Below are 23,279 nucleotides of genomic sequence, written 5' to 3' on the forward strand. Positions count from 1 at the left end.
GCTTAGAGCCCCAGCATGCGGCGGTTGGCCGCCTGGTCTGTGCCACTGCCGGCGAAGTCGTCGAACGCCTTCTCCGTGACGCGGATGATGTGCGCCTTGACGAACTCGGCACCTTCGCGCGCGCCGTCTTCCGGATGCTTCAGCGCGCATTCCCACTCGACCACGGCCCAGCCGTCGAAATTGTTGGCGGTCATCTTCGAGAACACCGCGCCGAAGTCGACCTGGCCATCGCCAAGCGACCGGAACCGACCGGCCCGATCGACCCAACCCTGGTAGCCGCCATAGACGCCCTGACGTCCGGTCGGGTTGAACTCGGCATCCTTGACGTGGAACATCTTGATCCGGTCTTTGTAGATGTCGATGTTGTCGAGATAATCGAGGCACTGCAGAACGTAGTGCGACGGATCGTAGAGCATGTTGGCGCGCGGATGGTTGCCGACGCGCTCGAGGAACATCTCGAAGGTGATGCCGTCATGCAGGTCTTCGCCCGGGTGGATTTCGTAGCAGACGTCGACGCCATTTGCGTCGGCATGGTCGAGGATGGGCTTCCAGCGACGGGCCAGTTCGTCGAACGCGGCCTCGACCAGACCAGCCGGGCGCTGCGGCCACGGATAGACAAACGGCCAGGCGAGAGCACCGGAGAACGTTGCATGGGCCTTGATGCCGAGATGCTTCGACGCCGTCAGCGCCATCTTCACCTGCTCGACCGCCCATTCCTGGCGAGCCTTCGGGTTGCCGCGCACCTCGGGTGCCGCAAAACCGTCAAATGCTTCATCATAAGCCGGGTGCACGGCCACCAGCTGTCCCTGCAGATGGGTGGAAAGCTCGGTCACCTCGACGCCGTTCTGGCGCGCCACGCCAGCAAATTCGTCGCAGTAGTCCTTCGACGAAGCCGCCTTCTTGAGATCGATGAGCTGGCCGGCCCAGGTCGGAACCTGCACGCCCTTGTAGCCGATGTCGGCTGCCCATTTGGTGATCGAATCCCAAGAGTTGAAAGGCGCCGTGTCGCCAGCGAACTGCCCGAGGAACAAGCCTGGGCCCTTGATCGTTTTCATGTCAATTCCTCCCTGAATGATGACCGTAAACGTTTATGGAAGTGTTCTAGCACGCAAATTTCTATCGGCAAGCCGATCCAAGAACATATTTCGCATTTGCCAATAGGTCAGAAATCGAAACGCTACCGACTTAATCATGGCATGCCCTCAGCTGCAAGATGTACGTACCGCAATTGTACAGGACCGATCGCCCTGCTGCCTGTCGCAAGCTGCCGCCGACAGCAGGCTTCCGACCGTGCCCGAACCCGTTTCGATGGACTTCCCACCATCCCGTGTTACTCTCTTTTACCACGGAGGTTGGCGCATGACGCGGCGACTGGCAGCAATACTGGATGCGGATGTCGTCGGCTTCTCCCGGCTGATGGGTCTCGACGAAGCAGGAACCTTCGCGACGTTGAAGGCGCATAACGCCGAAATCATCGTGCCCGCCATAACGCAGCATCACGGGCGGGTCGTCAAATTTCTGGGCGACGAGACCTTGGCGGAATTTGGGAGCGTCGTCGATGCGTTGAGCTGCGGCATCGAAATCCAGAATGCCCTCGTCCTTCGCAACGCCAGCGCTCCTCCGGAGCATCGCATGATCTGGCGCATCGGTATCCACATCGACGACATCCTGGCGGAGGACAATGACATCTTCGGCGATGGCGTGAACATCGCCGCGCGCTTGCAAGCGCTCGCGCCGCCCGGCGGTATCTGCGTCTCGCAGCAGGTTTGCGACCAGATCGGCACGAAGCTGGAATTCCATGCCACGGACTTCGGCAATCGCAGGCTCAAGAACATCGATCATCCGGTGCGGATTTGGCATTGGCTCCCCGCAGGGCAAGAGGAGATCGCCCCGGAGGCGCCATCCATCGCCTCGGTGCCGATGCAGAAGCGCCCTTCGATCGCGGTCCTGCCGTTCGCCAACATGTCGAGCGTGGAGGGGCAGGAGCACTTTTCGGACGGTTTTACCGACGAACTCATCGCAACCCTGGCGCGCTGCCGCTGGTTGCTCGTTGCCGCCCGCAACTCGTCCTTCAGCTTCAAGGGCCGCGCCATCGATGCACGCAGGGTCGCCGAGGACCTCAGTGTGAAATATGTGCTGGAGGGCAGCGTCAGGCGATCGGACACCAAGATTCGTATCACGGCGCAACTGTTGAACGGCAGCGATGGCACGCTGCTGTGGGCGGAGCGCTACGACCGCACGCTGGCCGACATCTTCGAGGTCCAGGACGAGATCGCTTCCGAGATCACCGGGACGATCGAGCCCGAACTCGGTGCGATCGAATTCGCGGCGCTGCGGGGGAGCCCGCCACACGACATGACCGCATGGGAGATCTACCTCAAAGGCCTCTGGCACCTCTACCTTTTCACCCGCGACAATCTTGAAACCGCAAAGGACCTTTTCGAGCAGGCGATCGAAATTGACCCCACCTTTGCCCAGGCTCAGGCGCGATTGGCCTATGTGCACATTCAACTTGGCTGGTACGGCCCGCTGGAGGAACGGGAAGAGCGCATATGCAATGCGATAGACCTGGCGGAACGGGCGATCGTGCTGGACCAAAAGGAACCGGCAGCGCATCTGGCGCTTGGCAGGGGACTTGCACTTGACGGAGCGACGCAGGCCGGAATTGCCCATCTGCGCAATGCCGTCAAATTGGACTCCAGCTTCGCACAGGCGCATTTCGCGCTCGGTCAGGCTCTCTGCTACGCTGATCGGCCGGAGGAAGGAATACCGGAAATCCGGGAAGCGTTTCGGCTGAGCCCTCGCGATCCACATCTTTGGACATTCCATAACATGCTCGCTATCGCGCACTATCAATTGAACAGCATGGATGAAGCGGCCGAGGCCGCATACACCTCGTTGCGCTCCCCAAACGTCACTTTCTGGCCGGCCATGGCGCTTGCGGCGGTACTCGGCCGGCAGGAAAAAATCGCCGAGGCACGGGAGGCGGTCATGAAGCTTCATCGCTTCCGTCCCGGAATGACCCAAGCTGACGCGCGACGGGAATTCTATTTCGGTGAAAATGCCGTGATGGGCGAGGCCTTCATCGACCAGTTCATCGCCGACCTCGAAAGCGCCGGTTTGCCGGAATGACCGGCAGAAAAAGCGCCCGTCCGAATAGACGGGCGCCATTGGATCGTGAGGATCAGAACGGCGAGTCCGGGAAGTAGAAGTCCTTCGCGTTATCCTTTGTCACCAGCGTAGCGTCGAGGATATAGGTGCCGCGAACCGGAACCTGATCGTAAAGCGAAGCGGCCGTCAGTTCCATTGCCGTGCCAACCATTGCCGGCGGATAGAGAACGTCGACCGGGATCAGCTTGTCGCCGTCCATGACCTTCTTGACCATGTCCTTCGAGCCGGCGCCGGCCACGACGTACTGGATATCGGTGCGCTTGGCCTGTTCGATCGCCTGCAACACGCCGACGGCCATGTCGTCGTCCTGGCACCATACCACGTCGATCTTCGGGTACTTGGTCAGGTAGTCCTGCATTACCTTGAAGGCATCGTCGCGGTTCCAGTTCCCGAACTGTCGGTCGAGAACCTTGACGTTGGAGCCGGCGATACCCTTGTCGAAGCCGTCCTGGCGCTGCTGATCGATCGGAATCGGCAGACCGCGGATAACGACGACCTGTGCGTCTGGCGTCGTGTCCTTGATGTATTTGCCGGCAACTTCGCCGAGCGCAGGATTGTTGCCGGCGATGTAGATGTCGCGGACGGAATCGTCGTTGGTGCTCGGTGCGCGGTCGACCAGCGCGACAAAGGTGCCCTTGTCCTTGACTTCCTTGATGGCGTTGACCAGCGGATCCGGATCCGACGGCAGGATGACGAGGGCGTCGATGCCCTGTGTCGCAAGATCCTGTACCGCATTCGCCTGGCTTGCCGCATCCGGCGAAGTCTTGACGATAACGGTCAGGTCAGGGTGCTCGGCCATCAGCAGCTTGGCAACGCGCTCGGCATGGAACACCACGCCGGAGGTCCAGCCGTGGTCGGCGGCCGGAATGGAAACGCCGATCGTCTTCTTGTCCTGCGCATGGGCGACGCCGGCGAGCAAGGCCGCCGTCACGATCGCTAAGCTGAACATTGTCTTACGCATGTTATTCTCCTCCCAGTGAACTTCAGGGCTTGCAAACCTTCCGATCGGGCGCCCCGTGGACCCAATCAATTCCTTACCTGCGCGCCAGCGACCGCTGGACGAGCATGGCGATGATGATGATGGAGCCCTGGATGGCGCCGATCAGATACTCGCTGATGAAATTCGACAACAGCATGATGTTGCCGACGAGTTCGAGAATGAAAGCGCCGCAGATCGTGCCCCAGACGCGGCCGGCACCACCCTTGAGCGCCGTGCCGCCGACAACGACCGCAGTGATCGCCTGCAGTTCCCACAGAATGCCGGTGGTCGCAGAGGTCGAGCCGAGGCGCGGCACATAGAGTAGCACGGCGATGGCGACGCAAAGCCCCTGGATGACGAAGGCGATGGTACGCACGCGGTTGACCGCGATCCCGGAGTAACGGGCAACATCGCTGTTCGAGCCCACGGCAACGACATGGCGACCGTAGCGGGTGCGATAGAGAATGAACGCGGCAACGGCGGTGACGGCCAGGATCACGACGATCGGCACCGGCACGCCGGCGATAGAGCCGAAATAGACCGGACGATAGAGCGACTGCTGCTCGGCGGAACGCAGTGTGATCGCCCCGCCCTGCGACAGCCATGTCGTCAGGCCGCGATAGATGCCCATCGTACCGAGCGTCGCGATAAACGGCTCGATCTTGCCCAACGTCGTGATCAGGCCGTTCGCGAGGCCGCAAAGCGCGCCGGCAACGATCGTGAAGACCACGGCCACGGCCAGCATCAGAGCCGGATTGGCGATTACTCCTGAATTCATCAGCAGAATCATCAGGCTTGCGACGAACGCCACCATCGAACCGACCGAAAGATCAAGGTCGCCGGACGAGATCACAAACGTCGCGCCGACGGCGATAATGGCGATGAAGGCGCTGCGGGTGGCGACGTTTGCAAGGTTGGTGATGCCGATGAAATTTGGATTCACCAGTGCGCCGACCACCAGCAGCAGCGCGAGAGCGGCGAAGGGCGCAACAGCCCGCAGGTCGATATCCCGCCAGGAGCGCCGTCTGATTTCCCTGGTCTCCTCGTTCACACTCATCTCCAAACCAACCTCCCGTCCCTGCTGGGCATTCTGTCTGTCGTGCCGCCTGAAGCGGCCGCTTGTCGCCGCCTCAGGCGGCTTTCTTCTTCAGGCCGGCCGCATAGCGCATGATCTCCTGTTCGGAGATCTCGTCGCCCTCGAGCACGCCGACGATCCGCCCCTCGCGCATCACCGCCACCCGCGTACACAGGCCTATGACCTCCGGCATTTCGGATGAAACGACGACGATCGCCCGGCCGTCGCGGGCCAGCGCCGAGATGAAATGATAGATCTGCTGCTTGGTGCCGACGTCGATGCCACGCGTCGGCTCGTCAATGATGATGATCTCCGGCTCGGTCTCCATGACCTTGGCGAGAAGCAGCTTCTGCTGGTTTCCGCCCGACATTCGGCCGGCGACGATATTGCTGTCGCGAACGCGGATATCGAAGCGCCGCCGCGCCTTTGCGAGCGCCGCCGCCTCGCTGCCGGGGCTGAGATAGCCGTGCCGCGAATGTTGCTCGAGCGACTGCAGTGTCAGGTTCGCCACCATATTCGATCCAAGCAGCAGGCCCTTCGACTTGCGGTCCTTGGTCATATAGGCGAGCCCGCAGCGGTTTGCCGCATGCACGTCGCCGGACGCGACGGCCTCTCCCTTGATGACCACTTCACCCGATGCGCGCGTCCGCAGACCGGCAATCGCTTCCATCAATTCGGTACGACCGGATCCGATCATGCCAGAGAAGCCGATGATCTCGCCCTTGCGGACCTCGAAGCTAGCATCCTGGACATAGCCCGTCGAAACGGAATCGACGCGCAATACGACTTCCTCGTCGACATCGGGCTCGACCTTGGTCGGATAAAGACTGGAGAGCTCACGCCCGACCATCAACTGGGCAATCGATTCACCGTCGAGGATCGATGTCGGCGAGGTCTTCACCCACTGCCCATCCCGAAGCACCGTCACGCGATCGGTGAGTTCCATGACTTCGTCGAGCTTGTGCGAGACAAAGACGAAACTCGTGCCTTTGTCCCGCAGTTTGCGGACCTGCTTGAACAGAAAATTGGTTTCCTCGCGCGACAGCACCGCCGTGGGCTCATCCATGAAAACCACCCGCGCGTCGCGGCTGATCGCCTTGGCGATCTCGACCATCTGCTTGTCTGCGATGGAGAGCGTGCTGATCAGAGCATTTTCATCGACATGCGAACCGAGCAGGTCGAGCGCCTTGCGCGCCTCGCCGCGCATGTACTTGCGGTCAAGGACGCCGAAACGCGTGACCTCACGCCCGAGGAACAGGCTCTCGGTGACAGTCAGGTGTTCGGCAAGATTGAATTCCTGGTGGATGATGACGATGCCGAGCGCTTCCGCCGCACCATTCGCGGGGAGCGTCACAGGCTTGCCGTCGAGAAGGATTTCGCCCGATGTCGGCTGCTCGAAGCCGGACATGACCTTGACCAGTGTCGACTTGCCTGCACCGTTCTCGCCCATGAGAGCATGTATCTCACCGGCGCGAAGGTCGAAATTGACGCTGAAAAGCACCTGCACCCCATTGAAGGATTTGCAGATGCGCTTGGCCGACAATACCACCGGCGCTGCCTCGACAGGCTCCACAGTCATGACATCCTCCATGCGGACTCCCATCCGCTTGGGTGGTATGTAAACCTTTACATACGGCATGTAAAGGTTTACATCGTGGCTTTACACAGATCTGCCTGGTTCCACCTTTGACGTGCCATTCAGTCTGTGTAGTGTCGCCGCGAATGCAGCCCCAAGGCAAGAACGCAGTGTCGAATTCCTCGCCCGCTACCATCGAAGACGTTGCCCGGATCGCCGAGGTTTCCATCGCGACCGTATCGCGGGCGATCCATACGCCGGAGAAAGTCGCGAACTCCACGCGTCTCAAGGTGAATCAGGCAATCGCCATCACCGGCTATACGACCAACGCCATGGCCCGCAGCCTTCGGCTTGGCCGATCCAACATGATCCTGGTCGTGGCACCCGACATCGGCGACCCCAATTTCTCGAACATTCTCGTCGGCCTCGAAAACGAAGCCCGTTCCCACGGCTACGGCATCCTCATCGGCCATACTCAAAATGATGCCCAGCGCGGTCTCGAATATCTCAAGTTTCTCAATTCCAACCAGGCCGCAGGACTGATCCTCTTCACCGGCATCCTACCCTTCGGCCACCAGACCATGACGGCCAGACTGCCGCCAAGCGTGGGCGTTTTCGAGCCGGTTTTCAATGGCGGCATTCCCTACGTCGGCGTCGACGATACCGAGGGCGCGCGCAAGGTGGTCGACCTGCTGCTTGCTGAAGGCCACCGGAAGATTGCCTTCATCGGAGATTCCCGAACCCGCCTCGCCTATTCGAGACGTCGTCAGGGTTACGATGAAGGCCTTGATGCGGCCGGCGTTGCTCCGAGCCAGCGCATTGTCCTGGAGGGTGAAGGAACGCTGGAAAGCGGTCGCCATGCCGTCGAGCAGCTGTTCATGCGCGACACCCTGCCGACCGCCTTCATGTGCGTCAACGACCAGACAGCCATCGGCGTGATGATCGGCCTCGGCGCGAGAGGCTACGACATCCCGAAAGACTTCTCGGTGACCGGATTCGACGACGTGCCGCAAGCCGTGTTCATGTCGCCTCCGCTGACAACCATCCGTCAGCCGCGAACAGCGATCGGCAAACAGGCCATGTCTCTTCTGTTGGAGTTTCTGTCCGACGGCCAACCCACCGAGACCGAAATCCTGCTGCGCCCCGACCTTGTGGTTCGCAATTCGGTATCCGCGCCTTCGCGCAAGTGGGACAAGCGTTGATTTGAAAGCTGCAGTGCAGCCGTTCGTGGCCGGGCACCCGTTTGGCGCGATCGGCTTCGGACACTTTTCCACCACCGGATTTGGCGTGACGGCGCGTATCAGCCGGCATACTGCCCCGAACCTCCATCCGTACTGCCGGGTTTGACATCCGGCATCGCTGCGGCGATCAATACGCGATACGGGGCTGGAGAATTTGCAATGTGGGAATTTGCCTCCGATTGGTCCGGAGCGTTATTGATCGCTCCGCGGCTGCTGGCTGCTGCCTTTCTGGGCGCGCTGGTCGGCATCGAACGCCAGTGGCGACAAAGATATACTGGCTTGACCACCCACGCGCTTGTCTCGCTTGGAGCAGCCATCTACACGTCACTCCCCGCACTTCTGCACGACATTCCCGATGTCAGGATGGGTGGCCAGGTCGTCACCGGTATCGGTTTCCTCGGCGCTGGCCTGATCATGCGCGACGGAACGAATGTGCGCGGCCTCAGCACCGCCGCCACGGTCTGGGCAACCGGTGCGATCGGCGTTCTTGCCGGTTACGCAATGCTGATCGAGGCCATCGAGGCGACGATCCTCATCATCGCGATAAATGTCGGACTTCCCCGACTAGGCATCTACATCAGCTCGCTGGCGCCAGCCCACGACGCCATCGAGCGCTTTTATGTCATCGAATTGAAATGCGCCGCACACGATGAAGCAACGGTACGTACCCAGCTGCTGCAAGCGTTGAGCCCCAGCAAACTTCGTCTCCACTCCATGGAAAGCCACGCGGTCGACGATACCGGTTCGGCGGAGGTGAAGGCCGTCGTCTTCAGCACGCGTGAAGAAGACAAGCTGATAGAGCAGCTGATCGGCCAGCTGAGCCTTGCTCCCCATATCTTCTCCAGCAGCTGGACCTCTACCGCGCCGCCGGAATAGGCATCTTGTTCCGCCTGAAGGATATTGTCTCGCATCAGGGGCCGAAGCAGCTCCTTCCCCCGGCAGCCTGCAGGCGTTCCTGCAGCCAGAATCCAAACAGCCGGAAAGCATCCGCTCCCCGGCTCTCTTTTGTTCAATCAGACAGGCATCAGACGTAACGGTTGACGACGTTCTCCAGCAGTTCCTGCTGGCCGGACTTCGGCTGTGGGTTGACGTCCTGGCTTTCCACCCGGGCCGCAATCTGTTCGAGCGAGTATTCGCCGCGCAGCATCTTCTGGCTCTCGGCCGAGTCCCAGCCCGCATAGCGGTTCGCCAGCGGCTGCGACAGCGCCTTTTCCTCGATCATCTTCGCCGCTGCCTTAAGGCCGCGGGCGCAGCAATCCATGCCGCCGATGTGGCCGATCAGGAGATCTGCCGGATCGAGCGACTGGCGGCGCAGCTTCGAATCGAAGTTGGTGCCGCCGGAGGTGAAGCCGCCGCCCGCCAGGACCTGGTAATAGGCCAGCGCCATCTCAGGCACGTTGTTCGGGAACTGGTCGGTGTCCCAGCCGGACTGGTAGTCGTTGCGGTTCATGTCGATCGAACCGAAGATGCCGAGCGCATTGGCAAGCGCCAACTCGTGTTCGAAGGAATGGCCGGCAAGGATCGCGTGACCCTGCTCGATGTTGACCTTCACTTCGTTTTCGAGACCGTTCTTCTTCAGGAAGCCGTAAACGGTCGCAACGTCGTAGTCGTATTGGTGCTTGGTCGGCTCCTGCGGCTTCGGCTCGATCAGGATCGCGCCCTTGAAACCGATCTTGTGCTTGTACTCGACCACGAGGTTGAGGAAGCGGCCCATCTGGTCGAGTTCGCGCTTCAGGTCGGTGTTGAGCAGTGTCTCATAGCCTTCGCGGCCGCCCCAGAGAACATAGTTCTCGCCGCCGAGCTTCTGCGTGGCGTCCAGGCAGGTCTTCACCGTCGCTGCCGAGAATGCAAAGACGTCCGGATCCGGATTGGTTGCGGCACCCGACATGAAGCGGCGGTTGGAGAACAGGTTCGCTGTGCCCCAGAGCAGTTTGGTGCCGGTTGCGGCCTGCTTTTCAGCGAAATAATCGACGATCTCGTTGAGGTTCTTGGTGTTCTCGGCAAAGTTCTTGCCTTCCGGCCGCACGTCGGCGTCGTGGAAGCAGTAGTAGGGTGCGCCGAGCAGCGAGAAGAATTCGAAGGCAACGTCAGCCTTCAGCTTCGCAGCCTTCATTGTGTCCTCGAACCAGGGGCGCTGGAACGTCTGGCCGCCGAAGGGGTCACCGCCCGGCCATGTGAAGGTGTGCCAGTAGGCAACGGCAAAACGCAGGTGGTCTTCCATCCGCTTGCCCATGACGATCTCGTCGGGCTGGTAATGACGGAAGGCCAGCGGGTTGGTGCTGTCCGGGCCTTCATACTTTATCTTCTGGATGTCGCCGAAAAATCCGGTGCTCATTGTACTGTCTCCTTGGGTTCGACTCTATTGTTCTTGCCGCGAGCGTCCCTCTCCCTGTCAGGGCGAGGGACAGCCCAATCCTAATGTGCCAGCGACTTGATCGCAGGGTAGAGCGCACGGTAACGCGAGTAGGCATCCCCGTAGGCACCGCTCAGAGCCGTCACAGGCTCGATCGTGCCGGCCGTTTTCGGTGGCGTGCAGACGGCAACGGGATCGGCTCCCGTCGCGGCGATCAGGCCGAGGCGGGCGGCACCGAAGGCGGCACCGAAATCGCCGTCCGCCGGCAGATCGACGGGAACGCCAAGCGCCGTCGCGATCGAGGCCAACCAGTAACGCGAGCGTGAGCCACCGCCGATGGCTGTCACGCGGCTGATATCGGTGCCTGCGGAACGCAGCGCTTCAAGATTGTCGCGAATGGCGAAGGACACGCCTTCCAGAACGGCCTGGGTGAGCACAACACGGCTGCTCTCATGTCCGAGACCAATGAAGGCGCCGCGTACTGTGGCATCGTTGTGCGGCGTGCGCTCCCCCGAGAGGTAAGGCAGGAAGGTAACGCCGGAAGGTACGTTCAGCGTTTCGCCGAGTTCGGAGGTGAGATCCGAAGCCGATTTGCCGGTGACACCGGAATGCCAGTTCAGCGCATCGGTCGCCGAGAGGATGACACCCATCTGGTGCCAGGTATTTGGCAGCGCGTGGCAGAACGCGTGGACGGCGCTTTCCGGCTTCGGCAGGTAGGCGGCGTTGGCGGCAAAGAGCACGCCCGAAGTGCCGAGCGAGACAAAGGCGGCGCCATCGCGGACCGTGCCCATGCCGCAGGCGGAAGCGGCATTGTCCCCAGCCCCGCCGGCAACGACAGCATCGCCTGCGATGCCCCACTTGGCGGCAAGTTCGCCGCGCAGCTTGCCGCCTTGCTCGGTGCCTTCGATGAGTGTCGGCATCTGCTTCTCGTCAAGGCCGGTCGCAGCGAGGAGTTCCGATGACCACTTGCGCTTGCCGGTGTCGAGCCACGAGGTGCCGGCGGAGTCCGACATTTCGGAGATATGTTCGCCGGTCAGCCAGAGCCTCAGGTAGTCCTTCGGCAACAGAACCTTCGCCACCTTGGCGAAAATCGCCGGCTCGTGCTTGGCAACCCAGGCCAGCTTCGGCGCCGTGAAGCCGGGGAAAACGATGTTGCCGGTTAGCTTGCGGAATTTGGGATCTGCGTCGAGCGCTGCAGCCTCGACGTGGCTGCGCGTGTCGTTCCAGAGAATGCAGGGACGCAGCACCTTGTCATCGGCATCCAGCAGCGTCGCGCCGTGCATCTGGCCGGACAGTCCAATACCCCTTACCGCTTCAAGTTCCTTCGGATGCTTGGCCTTTAGCCCGGCCACGGCCTCTTCGGTGGCACGCAGCCAATGCGACGGCTCCTGTTCCGACCAGCCGGAATGCGGACGCGAGACGTCGAGCGAACCATTGGCCGAGCCGATGATCTTCTGATAGCCGTCGATCAGCATGGCTTTGACGCCGGAGGTTCCGAGATCGAGACCCAGATACATGTCATTCTCCCTTTGCCGTTACGGCAGATTGTCTTTTAGGAATATATCGAGACGGATACGCTCCTGCCCGTCGATGACGGCGAGCCCGTCCGCCTTCGCCTTGAGAACGCGGATCGCGCTGCGTACCTCATGCCCGGCATCCTGATTGAGGATTGCGTCGATCGTACCGTCGATAAGCGCGGCGCGCGTATGTGCCGTCAGTTCATGCGCCACGACGGTCAGCGAACGATCGGCCGCCCTTGCCTTCAGTGCCTTGATAAGACCGCGGTTACCCGCACCCAGGCTATAGACGCCGACGATCCCGCCCTTCTTCGAGAGCGCATCGGCCACCAGCATGTACGCCATTTCCGGATCGTCGCGTCCCTCCAGCACCGGCAGGATGGAAAGCGATGGAAACTCCCTGGCAATAACCGCTGCAAACCCCTCGAGGCGTTCGCGATGATCCCGAACCAGCATTGAGCCGGCGAGAACAGCAACGTCCCCCTCGGCGCCGCCAAGAAATCGCCCGAGAAGCCGCGCGGCTGTGCGTCCGGCCGCGATGTTGTCGACGCCCGCATAGTGATGACGCCGCGAGCCGGTGAGATCCGATACCAGCGTCACGACCGGGATACCGTTCTCGACCAGTTTATCGACGGCCTCGCGCACTTCCGGCGCATCCGTTGCCACCAGCGCGATCCCCGAGGGACGCTCCTCGCCGAGCATTTCGAGCGCGGCGACAAGTGCATCCGGATCAAAGGCAGGGATTTCGATCGTGCGGATCTCCGTCCGATCAACCGGCGCGCGGGCGACGGCGGCGCGCACTTCGGCGTTCAGCCCGTGCATGAAGGAATTGTCACTGGCGGGAAGAATGAAGACAAACGGGTAGGTGCGCCCTTTCGCGAGATTGGCGGCGGCGACATCGCGCACATAACCAATCTCGCGAATGGCGTTTTCGACCTTCTCCCGCGTCACATGGCGCACGCCCGGACGCTGGTTCAGCACCCGGTCGACGGTCGCAAGGCTGACGCCCGCGGCAGCGGCGATATCGTGAACTGTAGGCCTCATGACTCCTCCTGCCGAGACCTTTAACTCCAAATTTGATGTACGTAAATCAAAATTTGCGAACAGATATTTTTTGTCGGGGAATCCATATTGCTTTTTGTGATGTCCGACTATCCCCGGCTTGAATCGCGCCGCCGTTCCTCACGGTCTCGCAACATCTTCGGTGGGCACAACTGCCACGTCAAGCTCGAAGCGAGCGGGTGCACTACCCGGTAACCAACTGGACTCTATACGGCGGACAATCCGCGGCGAATGAATTCTCGGGGAAACAACCCATCGCCATCGCGGCGGGCGGGGCGACCTTCGATGTCTCGCAGAGCCTAGTGGCCACCGCCTCCACCGCCGCCCTGCGGAGCGGGTTTGTCGATCAGGACGATGCCGAAGATCATCGCGAGGAAGAGCACGGTCAGCATCAGGAAGATATCGCTGAACGACAGGACCATCGCCTGCTTGGTCACCAATCCGACCATCTGCTTGATCGCAACCGCGGCACCGTCCATGCCATAGGCGTTGTAGTTCGACGTCATGTTTTTCATCTGATCCAACGCCACCGGATTGCCCCAGTCGAGGCCCTCGCGAATCCGCTGGTAATGCACGTCCTGCCTGTTGGTCAGCACCGTATTTATCACAGCGAGACCAACCGCTCCGCCGAGGTTACGCGTCAGGTTGAACAGGCCGGAAGCACCCCGCATACGCGCCGGCGGCATCGTGCCGAGCGCGATGTTGTTGATCGGCACCATGCACATCATCAGGCCGAAGCCACGGAGGATCTGCGGAATGAACAACTCGCGAAAATCCCAGTCGGTGGTCACGCCGGTCATGAGATACGTGCCGGCGGCAAAGCTGGCGAAGCCGAGTGCCATCATCAATCGCAGATCCATCTTCGTCGACAGCTTGCCGGCGATTGGCGCGGTGAAGAACATGGCAAGACCGGAGACGAACATAGTCTCGCCGATCATCAGCGAATCATAGCCGCGGATGCGCCCGAGGTAGACCGGATAGATATAGGTCAGCCCGTAGAGACCGATACCCATGACAAAGGAAAACAGGGAGCCCACCGCGAAGTTGCGGTTGGAGAACGCCCTCAGATCAACGACGGGGAAATCGACCTTGAAAGCACGATAGAAGAATACGACGCAGCCGATAGCCGAGGCGACCGCACCGATGACGATGTTCCTGTCGTTGAACCAGTCATTGGAATTGCCTTCTTCCAGCACGTATTCCAGCGCGCCCAGAAACACGCCCATCGAGAACAGGCCCCACCAGTCGAACTTCTTGATCAACGAGAATTCCGGCTTGTCAAAATCGATGAAATTCCAGGCCACGATGGTGACGATGATGCCCGGGATGATGTTGACCAGAAACAGCCAGTGCCAGGAGAAGGCATGGCTGAGATAGCCGCCGACGGTCGGGCCGATCGTCGGCGCGAGCGTGGCGATCAAACCGATAATCGGCGATACGATGCTGCGCTTGGAGGGCGGGAAGATCGTGAAGGCAGCCGCGAAGACCGACGGAATCATCCCACCGCCGATGAAGCCCTGGATCGCACGGTAGACGATCATCTGGTCGATGTTCGTCGCGGTCGCACAGAGCGCGCTGGCCATGGTGAAGCCTGCAGCCGAGACCGCAAAGAGATAGCGGGTCGAAACGATGCGGGCGAGCGTGCCCGACAGCGGAATCATGATGACTTCCGCAATCAGGTACGAGGTCTGGACCCAGCCGATTTCGTCCGTGCCGGCGCTGAGACCGGCCTGGATTTCGGCAAGCGATGCAGACACGATCTGAATGTCGAGGATCGACATGAACATACCGAGCACCATCGCAATGAACGCAATGAGCTTGCGGGGATCCATGTGGTCCGCAGCCGGATTGGCCGGAACGGTTCCAACTGTTGCGCTCGCGGCCATGGGGCTACCTCGTCAGGCTATTACTTGGCCGCATCCGGTGCAGTGCGCGTGTCGACATCGACAACGACGCTGAGACCGGCGCGCAGGCGACCGCTGTCGAGAACATCCTGCGGCAGGGCAATGCGGACCGGAACGCGCTGGATGATCTTCGTGAAGTTACCCGTCGCATTCTCCGGCGGCAGCAGCGAGAACACGGATCCGGATGCCGGGGCAATCGACTCGACGGTACCGACGATCGGATGATCGTCATAGGCATCGACGTGGACGGTCACCTTGGAGCCCGGAACGAGATGCTGGATCTGCGTTTCCTTGAAGTTCGCGTCGATATAGAGCTGGCGTACCGGCACGAGCGCCATCAGGCGCTGGCCGGGCGATACGAGATCGCCTTCCTGCACAGAACGGTTGCCGACGACACCGTCATAAGGTGCCTTAAGAACGGTGAATGAAAGATCGCGGGCAGCCTTGTCGCGGGCAAGCTCCAACTGGCGGATCGTACCCTCGGCCTCCCGGCGCTGCGCATGCATAAGCGTGATGTTCGCCTCGGCAGAAGCAATGGCGGCGTCGCCCCCAACTAGGTTGGCACGTGCCTGATCGAGCGCAATGTTGGCGCTGTCGAGAGAGGCCGTTGTGCCGACCGATTTTGCCTGGAGGTCGCTGGCGCGTGACTGCGTGATCTCGGCACCGCGAACGGTCGCTTGCAGTGCGACCTTCTGGGCCTTTGCCTGATCGAGGCTTGCCTGGCCGCCGGCGATCTGCGCGTCGATGCGCTGCAACGACAGCCTCTCTGTGTCGAGAGATGCTTCAGCCTGTTCGAGCGCGATCTTGTAGTCTCCGTCGTCGAGTGTCGCGAGAACGTCGCCTGCCTTGATCTGCTGGTTTGCAACAACATTGACCTTGGCGACGTAGCCGGTGACCTTCGGTGAGATCGTGGCGATATCGCCCTCGACATAGGCGTCGTCGGTAGAGACCATGAAGCGGCCCGTCGTCCACCAGTCGTAGCCATACCAGCCCGCACCGGCCAGAAGGGCAAGCCCGATGACCGGCATTGCCAGGCCACGCTTCTTCTTCTTCTCGCCTGGCACGGCCTGCGTATCGGCGGGCGCCTGCGGAGCCTTGGTGGCTTCGGCCGTGGTGACTGCTGCTTCCTGAGCCTTATCCTCGGTGTCGGCGGGTTCGGTGACGATTCGGGCGACATTGGCTTTTTGGCTGGACGACATGGGCGACTACCGGTAAAACGAGTGAAACCAATCGAACTGAACGGTTCGGTTTAGTTGACATAAAGCCTTTTTACGTTCATATCAAGACTTATCGAACCGCCCGGTTCGATTTTGTTAACGAAACATTCGTTGCTACGAATATGGTTAAGGAGCGATGACAGAGCTTTCCCACACGGACACAGACGAATCCCCCTCGACCGGCGGCAGATGGGCCGCTGGCGAAGACCCTGCGAAGCGCAAGCAGATTCTCGACGGTGCCCGACGCGTTTTCATGAAACTCGGCTTCGACGCCGCGAGCATGAACGATGTAACGCGCGACGCCGGAGTGTCAAAGGGGACGCTGTATGTCTATTTCGCCAACAAGGAAGAGCTCTTCACCGCGATGATCGAGAGCGAGCGCGCGGCTTTTGTAGCCTCGATGCGCACTGCTCTCGCCGAGCACGGCGATATTGAGAGCGGCCTGCACGATTTCGGGACCAGCTTCGTCATGCACCTGACCGACGAAAAGGTCATCAGCGCCATGCGCACGGTACTCGGCGTTCGTGATCGGATGCCGGCTCTCTGCCAGCGCTTCTTCAACGGGCCGGAAAACCTGAGAACGATCCTGTGCGACTATCTCGCGCGCTACGTCGAGGCCGGAAGGCTTGAGATTAGCGACATCGATCTCGCGGCTGGGCAGTTTCTCGACCTGTGCAGCGGTGGCTTCTTCAAGTTTCGGCTGTTCGGCAGCATGGAGCATGCTCCACCGCGGCATGAAATCGAGCGCGTCATCAATGGTGCCATCCGCGTTTTCATGGCTGCTTACGGCGCAAATCCGCGCCGCTAACCGAAATTGTGCGTCCGCCCTTTGATTTCCTCGCACGGCGCACCAAAATCCCGCAATAGCGATCAAACCCCGTTTGCGGCTATTCCCTATGAAGGGAGCCGCAGCCAAGGGAATGAAAATGAGCGCCATCGGACGGGCAGTCTGGTTCATCGAAAGCCATTTCGGCGATGATATCTCACTTGAGGAGATATCTGACGTCGCCGGACTTTCGCGCTACCACCTGTCTCGTGTCTTCGGCCTCGTGACCGGCCATTCGATCAGCAGCTATATCCGCGCCCGCCGCCTGAGCGGCGCAGCACTTGCGCTGGTCGGCTCACCGAACATCCTCGAGGTTGCCCTCGACGCGGGCTACGGCTCGCACGAGGCCTTCACCCGTGCCTTTCGCGACCAGTTCGGCGTGACGCCGGATGCTGTCCGCAAGCAAGGGCACACGCGCAACCTCGTACTTCTGGAGCCGATCAGAATGGACCCCGCTCGCCTCACCGAACTTGAACCGCCCCGTTTCGAAGCCCTGCCGCCGATGCTCTTTGCCGGCCTTCAGGAAATCTACCCCTATGGCGGCAACGCCGCGATCCCGTCGCTTTGGCAGAAGTTCAACGCCTACGACGGCAGCATCCCGCGACAGAGCGGCAACGCTGCGTATGGTATCTGCACCCATATACCGGGCGAAGCGGAGAAGTTTCGCTACATGGCCGCTGTTGTCGTCAGCGACGTCAGCGACCTGCTGGACGGCTTTGCAACGCTGAAGATCGCCGGTCAGCGCTACGCCGTCTTCGCCCACCGGGGCCACGTCTCGGGAATACCCGCGACGATGCATCAGATATTCGGGACATGGTTGCCCGGCTCCGGCATCGAATTTGCCGACATGCCAGACATGTTCGAGCGCTACGACGAGCGTTTCGACCCCTATACGGGCATGGGTCTCACGGAAATCTGGATTCCGATCAAGGAATAAAAGCCTTTCGGCTTTCGTATACCCCCTTGCGCGCTTGCCAAGGCAGGCAGCGTCCTTACATTGCGAGCGTCCGTTCATGTGGCGCAAGGGGATATACGCCGATGCAAGACATCATGATGCTCGTTCAGGATCCAGCCGCCTGGGTGGCGCTCGTTACCTTGGTGGTGATGGAAGTGGTCCTCGGGATCGACAACCTCATCTTCATTTCCATTCTGACAAACAAGCTGCCGCCGGAGCATCGCGAGAAGGCCCGCAAAGTGGGCATCGGCCTAGCGCTTGTCATGCGCCTGGCACTGCTTGGCACTCTCGCCTGGATCGTCAAGCTGACGACACCGGTCTTCGAACTGTTTGGCCATGGCTTCTCGTGGAAGGACATGATCCTCATCGCCGGCGGACTCTTCCTGCTCTGGAAGGCGACCAAGGAAATCCACCACAACGTCGATCCCGCCGATCACGATGAGGATTTCATCGCCAGTTCGGCCACGACTGGCTTTGCCGCCGCGATCGGCCAGATCCTGTTGCTCGACCTAGTGTTTTCCGTCGACAGCATCATCACCGCCGTCGGCATGACGCCACACCTGCCGATCATGGTCGTCGCCGTCGTGGCCGCCGTCACCGTCATGCTGCTGGCAGCAACGCCGCTTGCAAACTTCATCGAGAGAAATCCGTCCATCGTCATGCTGGCACTGGCCTTCCTGATGATGATCGGTACGACGCTGATCGCCGAAGGCATGGGTTTCCATGTGCCGAAGGGCTACGTCTACGCAGCCATGGCCTTCTCGGCTCTGGTCGAAGTGCTCAACATGTTCGCCCGCAACGCGCGCAAGAGAAAGAAGGCTGGCGTCCATTAGGCCAGAGCCACAGAGGGGCGCCGCCGAGCGGTCGCGCCCCTAGAGCATGTCCCCAAGGCTCCAGTGGTTGGCCCATCGCGCGTCGATCTCGTCCTCGACATTCTGATAGCGGATGTCGGTGGAAAGCCTGATCCTGTCGTCGGCGCTCTGGTTCGTAGTCGAAGCATGAATCATGTAGGGACTGTGAAGGACGACATCGCCGGCCTCGTAGTCGGCGATCAGCCAGCGCTTGTCGAAACGCTCCGCCATGTCGGGCAGGTCCTTCGAGACCCAGCCGCCCTTCGTCATATTCCGATTGAATGCGCTGATCCGCTCGTCCGGTGTCAGCGCAGCGCTTTTCGCCTGAAACTCGGCCTCCATCCGCGCGCCGACGGCATGCGACCCCTCGAGATAGACCAGCCCGCCCATCTCGACAGGCGTGTCGCCAAGCGGGATCCAGGCCGTCACGATCCGGCTGGTGCCGCCGCGCAGATAGACGAGATCGTAGTGCGCCGGGGTGACGGTCACGGTTCCCGGCTGCGTGAAGCGCATGATCTTGCGCTTGTGCAAATAGGAAATGCCCGAAAGGAACTCATCCATGAAGCGTGCCAGCCGCGGCTGTGCGCAAAATCCCTCGAAGGCAACCGAGCGAACGAGCGACATCAGGATGCGATCCACCAACGCTTTTTTCAAATTACCCTTGGAAGACAACCCAATTGCCGGATCCGATCCGTTTTCTATGAGCCCGGCGGCAGCAAGATGCGAAAACACCCAGCCGCGAAACTCGACGACGTCGCTGCGCTTCACGAATCCGTTCAGCCAGACGTAGCCGTGCTCTTCATAGCGGGCGCGGATTGCCTCCAGGCCGATTTCCGGATCGGTGGGAAGCAATGGACCCATCCGGTTTGCCGCCGCCGACAGAAGCTTTCCGTTGGCAACGAGACCGATGCGCGGCATCTTGGCCTGCGGAGCAGAACTTGACATTTCGATCACTCCTGAAGCGAATGTAATGTCAGTAATCTACCTATAGCGGGCACTCCGCCATGGATGAAAAATATAGCTGGACTTTTCGCTCATGATTGATGCGCCTATCGCACTGTATCGATCGCCAACCGTCGGCAATTCCGCACTCTCCATCACCGGCTTTGGACGACAGCGCATTGGCATGCGGATCAAAGACCGGCGGCTGCCGGCACATGCCGTCGTGCTGGTCGAGAAAGGACGCGGAACGCTGCACACGGAGCGGGCAGGGACGCGGGAAGTCGTCGGTCCAGCCCTGTTCTGGCTGCTTGCCGGCACAGCGCATAGTTACGGGCCGCTGCAAGGCGAGAGCTGGGAAGAGCGCTGGGCGCTCTTCACCGGCTCGTTTGTCGCCGAGTTCGTCCGCCAGAAGCTGATTGTGGAGGCAGCGCCATTGGTACCGTTGCACAATCCTCGCGACGTACAGCACCTCTTCGGCGCGCTTCAATCCGAGTTCGCCGCCGGCGATCCGCTCAACCTCGCCTCGTCGGCGGCGACGCTGCACCGTATCGCCGTCGAAACCGCCCGGCAGGCAAAGTCGCCGCACGACAAACGGGCCTCTACCACCATCGAACGAGTGATCGAAGCGCTGGAGCAGCGTGCTTTCCTGCAGATCGACATGAACGCGCTGGCAGACGAGTTCGCGTTGTCGCCGGCAACGCTGCGCAGGCACTTCGTCGCGACGGTCGGCATGTCACCAAAGGCATTTCAGCTGCGTCTTCGCATCGATCAGGCAAAGCAGTTGCTGGCGACGACGACCCTGACGATCGAAGCGATATCGGCAGCCGTCGGCATCGACGATGCCTTTTACTTCTCAAGACTGTTTCAAGACAGGGAGCGGTGCTCGCCGAGCGAATTCCGCCGCCGCCACCGCCGTCTGTAGGCCGGCCGCAGGCAGTCAGCCGGCCGCAAGCTCCCGGTCGATCGCCGACACGAGCCGCTGATCATCCGCAGTCACATCCGGCGCAAAGCGCGCAACCACCTGGCCGTTGCGACCGATCAGGAATTTCTCGAAGTTCCACAGGATGTCAGTATCGCTGCCCTGCTCGCCGTGACTACGCAACCTCTCGCGCATCGGCCCATCACCGGTCGTGGGAACCCCCGCCGTCGTCAACCCCTGGTATAGCGGATGCTGGTCGGCGCCCTTGACGGAAATCTTCGAAAAGATCGGGAATTTCACATCGTAGGTCAGCGTGCAAAATTCGACGATCTCGGCGTCGGTTCCCGGCTCTTGGCCTTTGAAATTGTTGGCAGGAAAAGCCGCGATGACAAAGCCGCGCTCGCGCTTGTCCTCATAGAGCTTTTCGAGGCCGTCATATTGCACGGTCAAACCGCATTTCGACGCGACATTGACGACAAGCATGACCTTGCCACGATATTCGCCCAACGTCGTCTCACGGCCGTCGGCCAGCCTCACGGGCACTTTCAAAAGATCGGTCATTGCCATTCTCCAACATATGATCGCGACGCGGAAGCTACACTCGTGCCCTCGTTTGTCCAGATCGATCGCGCTGTTCCGGCAGAAATCTCTCGAGCCAGCCAAAGGGTTGCTTGCGGCGATCCGGGCGCCAGGCAGCGCCGCAATGCCGTCGGCTCGTCGCGCCGCGACCGGCATTCCGGTTATGCGGCGCGACGTGGCTCGCGACGATCAGCGCACGGTGGTCGTCGGCCAGTCTATGAGGTCGGCTTTCGAGCCGGCCAATGAGCCCTGGCTGCCGGCAACGAGATCGTATGGAAATCCAAGCGGGATCGCACTGGTCGCATCCAGCCGCTCGATCTGCGCCGTCGTCAGCCGAACGTCGAGTGACGCGAGATTATCGGCAAGCTGTGTCGGCGTGCGCGGCCCGATGATCGGTAGCGGGCCCTTCTGCAGCACCCAGGCAATTGCGACCTGACCGGCGGGGACACCGATTTCCTCACCGATCGCGAGCACTGCATCGACTGTCGCAGTTTTTCGAGCGTCGCTCTCGCCGTGAATGACGACACCGAGACCCTGTTGCCGCCCGGTCTCGCCCTTGCGATACTTGCCGGTCAGCAAACCGCCGCCGAGCGGCGACCAACTGACCGTCCCGAGGCCAAATGCCGCCGCCATGGGCAGAAACTCGCGCTCGACGGTGCGTTCGACAAGGCTGTACTCGATCTGCAATGCCGAGAGCGGTGCCCAGCCCCGCAGTTCGGCAAGCGTCGCGCCTGTCGCTACCCGCCAAGCCGGGAAATCGGACAGGCCGGCATAAAGGATCTTGCCGGAGCGGACGAGATCGTCGAAGCCGCGCATGATTTCGTCTATCGGCGTGACAGAATCGGGCATATGCGCCCAGAAAAGATCGATGCGGTCGGTGCCGAGCCGCTTGAGGCTGGCTTCGACCGACTGGACCATTGCCTTGCGGCTATTGCCAGTGTGCTGCAAACCCGCGCCATGGCGATCGCCAAGCGAGAACTTGGTGGCGACAACGACGTCGTCGCGATCACTAGCGATGAACTCGCCGAGCATCGTTTCGGACTGCCCGAACTGGTATTGGTCTGCGGTATCGAAAAAGTTGCCGCCGGCGTTGCGATAGCCGTCAAAGACGACCTTCGCCTCATCGCGGCTTGAGCCATATCCCCAGCCCGTTCCGAAGTTACCTGTGCCGAGTGCCAACGTAGAGACGCGAAGCCCTGTTCTGCCAAAGATTCTGTAGCGCATTGTCATCATCCTATCGTTTCTGAGCTCATTTTTAAATGACGACCGTCATTCATTTGCATTTAAATGACGGACGTCATATGATTTGTCAAGACCAATCGATGAGGATGAACCATGCGCCCTACAAAGGAGCAGGCAAAGGAAAACCGCCAGCGGATCGTCAACACCGCCGCTAGGCTGTTTCGCGAAAAGGGAATTCATGCCGTTGGCGTCGACGAAGTGATGAAAGGAGCGGGCCTCACGCACGGCGGCTTCTATGGTCATTTCAAATCGAAGAATGATCTGGCAGCAGAAGCGCTGAGCCACGCCATGCTTGAGAGCCTGCGCTCTGAACCGGAGTTCGAATCCTTCGCCGATTTCGCCAAGTCCTATCTGTCGAAGGCGCATCGCGACGCGCCCGATAACGGCTGCACCGTCGCCTCACTTGGCCCGGAGCTTTCCCGGCTGCCCAAGGGTCAGCGCGGTGTGATCTCCGACTATATCCGCACGCTCATCGAACAGGTCGAGATGCTGCAGGCCAAGGCCGGAAACAAGAAGGATCGCGGCAAGGCCATTGCCGATCTGTCCAGCCTCGTCGGCGCCCTCGTCACAGCCCGGGCCGTGGACGACGAAGCGCTGTCCGACGAGATTTTGGCGGAAACCATCAGGGAAGTCTCATCTGGGCGCTAGGGAAATCCATCGTTGGATCCGTTGAGCGGGAATCTCAGGGAGGATTTTCAACCACCGCCTCGCGCTCATGCAGGCTGCCGCAAGCAATTCGACGCACTGCCGGGCAATTGCGTCGGTGGCGAAGAATCTCAAGCCGCGCTGTGTGCGTCCGACACGTCCGCTATCTAGGAAGCAACTGGTTCGGTTGGCGCATTTACGCTTTCTAGGCATTGATTAGCCGAC

General features: G+C 60.8%; 20 protein-coding genes. 8 read left to right on the top strand and 12 right to left on the bottom strand.

Translation table 11 applies throughout. From position 1 onward, the window contains the following. Positions 1 to 2 precede the first annotated feature (2 nt). Entirely contained in the window at positions 3 to 1,055 is a 1,053-nt protein-coding gene (locus tag ASC90_RS22670; protein WP_056545517.1) for a sugar phosphate isomerase/epimerase, read from the bottom strand. A 304-nt stretch (positions 1,056 to 1,359) separates the two neighbouring features. Here ASC90_RS22670 and ASC90_RS22675 point away from each other — a divergent pair, with 304 nt between their 5' ends. Further along, the gene (locus ASC90_RS22675; protein ID WP_056545518.1) at positions 1,360 to 3,132 is read left to right on the top strand and encodes an adenylate/guanylate cyclase domain-containing protein; all 1,773 of its coding nucleotides are present in this window, start codon (positions 1,360 to 1,362) and stop codon (positions 3,130 to 3,132) included. 52 nt (positions 3,133 to 3,184) lie between these two features. Here the strand turns inward: ASC90_RS22675 and ASC90_RS22680 are convergent, their stop codons facing one another. The 3 genes from ASC90_RS22680 to ASC90_RS22690 form a co-directional block, all read right to left on the bottom strand. Continuing rightward, the gene (locus ASC90_RS22680; protein WP_056545519.1) at positions 3,185 to 4,132 is read right to left on the bottom strand and encodes a substrate-binding domain-containing protein; all 948 of its coding nucleotides are present in this window, start codon (positions 4,130 to 4,132) and stop codon (positions 3,185 to 3,187) included. 73 nt (positions 4,133 to 4,205) lie between these two features. Beyond that, on the bottom strand, positions 4,206 to 5,207 hold the full coding sequence (locus ASC90_RS22685) for an ABC transporter permease (protein ID WP_056545520.1): 1,002 nt from the start codon (positions 5,205 to 5,207) through the stop codon (positions 4,206 to 4,208). Between the two features lie 73 nt (positions 5,208 to 5,280). Next, a complete protein-coding gene (locus tag ASC90_RS22690) occupies positions 5,281 to 6,804 on the bottom strand; it encodes a sugar ABC transporter ATP-binding protein (RefSeq protein WP_056545794.1) in 1,524 nt (507 codons plus the stop codon). A 167-nt stretch (positions 6,805 to 6,971) separates the two neighbouring features. On the opposite strand from ASC90_RS22690, the gene ASC90_RS22695 reads away from it, so the two are divergent. Together ASC90_RS22695 and ASC90_RS22700 are read left to right on the top strand one after the other, a co-directional pair. Then, positions 6,972 to 8,003 (top strand): LacI family DNA-binding transcriptional regulator, encoded by a 1,032-nt coding sequence (locus ASC90_RS22695; RefSeq protein ID WP_056545521.1) that lies wholly within the window; start codon positions 6,972 to 6,974, stop codon positions 8,001 to 8,003. Positions 8,004 to 8,201: 198 nt separating this feature from the next. Then, positions 8,202 to 8,918, top strand: coding sequence for an MgtC/SapB family protein (locus tag ASC90_RS22700; RefSeq protein WP_056545522.1), 717 nt, complete (start codon positions 8,202 to 8,204; stop codon positions 8,916 to 8,918). Between the two features lie 148 nt (positions 8,919 to 9,066). Here the strand turns inward: ASC90_RS22700 and xylA are convergent, their stop codons facing one another. From xylA to ASC90_RS22725, 5 genes are all read right to left on the bottom strand, one after another. Beyond that, complete coding sequence (gene xylA, locus ASC90_RS22705; RefSeq protein WP_056545524.1) at positions 9,067 to 10,377, bottom strand: xylose isomerase; 1,311 nt, start codon at positions 10,375 to 10,377, stop codon at positions 9,067 to 9,069. A gap of 80 nt (positions 10,378 to 10,457) precedes the next feature. Beyond that, entirely contained in the window at positions 10,458 to 11,912 is a 1,455-nt protein-coding gene (xylB, locus tag ASC90_RS22710) for a xylulokinase (RefSeq protein ID WP_056545525.1), read from the bottom strand. 18 nt (positions 11,913 to 11,930) lie between these two features. Beyond that, the gene (locus ASC90_RS22715; protein ID WP_056545527.1) at positions 11,931 to 12,956 is read right to left on the bottom strand and encodes a LacI family DNA-binding transcriptional regulator; all 1,026 of its coding nucleotides are present in this window, start codon (positions 12,954 to 12,956) and stop codon (positions 11,931 to 11,933) included. Between the two features lie 317 nt (positions 12,957 to 13,273). Beyond that, entirely contained in the window at positions 13,274 to 14,860 is a 1,587-nt protein-coding gene (locus tag ASC90_RS22720) for a DHA2 family efflux MFS transporter permease subunit (RefSeq protein WP_056545529.1), read from the bottom strand. 20 nt (positions 14,861 to 14,880) lie between these two features. Beyond that, the gene (locus ASC90_RS22725) at positions 14,881 to 16,077 is read right to left on the bottom strand and encodes an HlyD family secretion protein (RefSeq protein WP_056545531.1); all 1,197 of its coding nucleotides are present in this window, start codon (positions 16,075 to 16,077) and stop codon (positions 14,881 to 14,883) included. Between the two features lie 154 nt (positions 16,078 to 16,231). On the opposite strand from ASC90_RS22725, the gene ASC90_RS22730 reads away from it, so the two are divergent. The 3 genes from ASC90_RS22730 (at position 16,232) to ASC90_RS22740 (ending at position 18,709) form a co-directional block, all read left to right on the top strand. After that, on the top strand, positions 16,232 to 16,903 hold the full coding sequence (locus ASC90_RS22730) for a TetR/AcrR family transcriptional regulator (protein ID WP_056545533.1): 672 nt from the start codon (positions 16,232 to 16,234) through the stop codon (positions 16,901 to 16,903). A 118-nt stretch (positions 16,904 to 17,021) separates the two neighbouring features. Beyond that, positions 17,022 to 17,858 carry an AraC family transcriptional regulator gene (locus tag ASC90_RS22735; protein ID WP_056545796.1) on the top strand — a complete coding sequence of 279 codons (837 nt, stop codon included), beginning with the start codon at positions 17,022 to 17,024 and terminating at the stop codon, positions 17,856 to 17,858. A 101-nt stretch (positions 17,859 to 17,959) separates the two neighbouring features. Continuing rightward, positions 17,960 to 18,709, top strand: a complete 750-nt coding sequence (locus tag ASC90_RS22740; RefSeq protein WP_056545535.1) for a TerC family protein — start codon at positions 17,960 to 17,962, stop codon at positions 18,707 to 18,709. Positions 18,710 to 18,748: 39 nt separating this feature from the next. Here ASC90_RS22740 and ASC90_RS22745 read toward each other — a convergent pair whose 3' ends face one another. Then, positions 18,749 to 19,678 (bottom strand): phytanoyl-CoA dioxygenase family protein, encoded by a 930-nt coding sequence (locus ASC90_RS22745; RefSeq protein WP_056545798.1) that lies wholly within the window; start codon positions 19,676 to 19,678, stop codon positions 18,749 to 18,751. An 85-nt stretch (positions 19,679 to 19,763) separates the two neighbouring features. Here ASC90_RS22745 and ASC90_RS22750 point away from each other — a divergent pair, with 85 nt between their 5' ends. After that, the gene (locus tag ASC90_RS22750; RefSeq protein ID WP_056545537.1) at positions 19,764 to 20,591 is read left to right on the top strand and encodes an AraC family transcriptional regulator; all 828 of its coding nucleotides are present in this window, start codon (positions 19,764 to 19,766) and stop codon (positions 20,589 to 20,591) included. A gap of 15 nt (positions 20,592 to 20,606) precedes the next feature. On the opposite strand, the gene ASC90_RS22755 is transcribed toward ASC90_RS22750, so the two are convergent. Together ASC90_RS22755 and ASC90_RS22760 are read right to left on the bottom strand one after the other, a co-directional pair. After that, a complete protein-coding gene (locus ASC90_RS22755; protein WP_056545539.1) occupies positions 20,607 to 21,149 on the bottom strand; it encodes a glutathione peroxidase in 543 nt (180 codons plus the stop codon). Between the two features lie 207 nt (positions 21,150 to 21,356). Then, complete coding sequence (locus ASC90_RS22760; protein ID WP_056545541.1) at positions 21,357 to 22,391, bottom strand: aldo/keto reductase; 1,035 nt, start codon at positions 22,389 to 22,391, stop codon at positions 21,357 to 21,359. A gap of 111 nt (positions 22,392 to 22,502) precedes the next feature. Here ASC90_RS22760 and ASC90_RS22765 point away from each other — a divergent pair, with 111 nt between their 5' ends. After that, a complete protein-coding gene (locus ASC90_RS22765; RefSeq protein WP_056545543.1) occupies positions 22,503 to 23,057 on the top strand; it encodes a TetR family transcriptional regulator in 555 nt (184 codons plus the stop codon). The last annotated feature ends 222 nt before the right edge of the window (positions 23,058 to 23,279 follow it).

The organism is Rhizobium sp. Root1220, assembly GCF_001426265.1.
GTDB lineage: Bacteria > Pseudomonadota > Alphaproteobacteria > Rhizobiales > Rhizobiaceae > Rhizobium.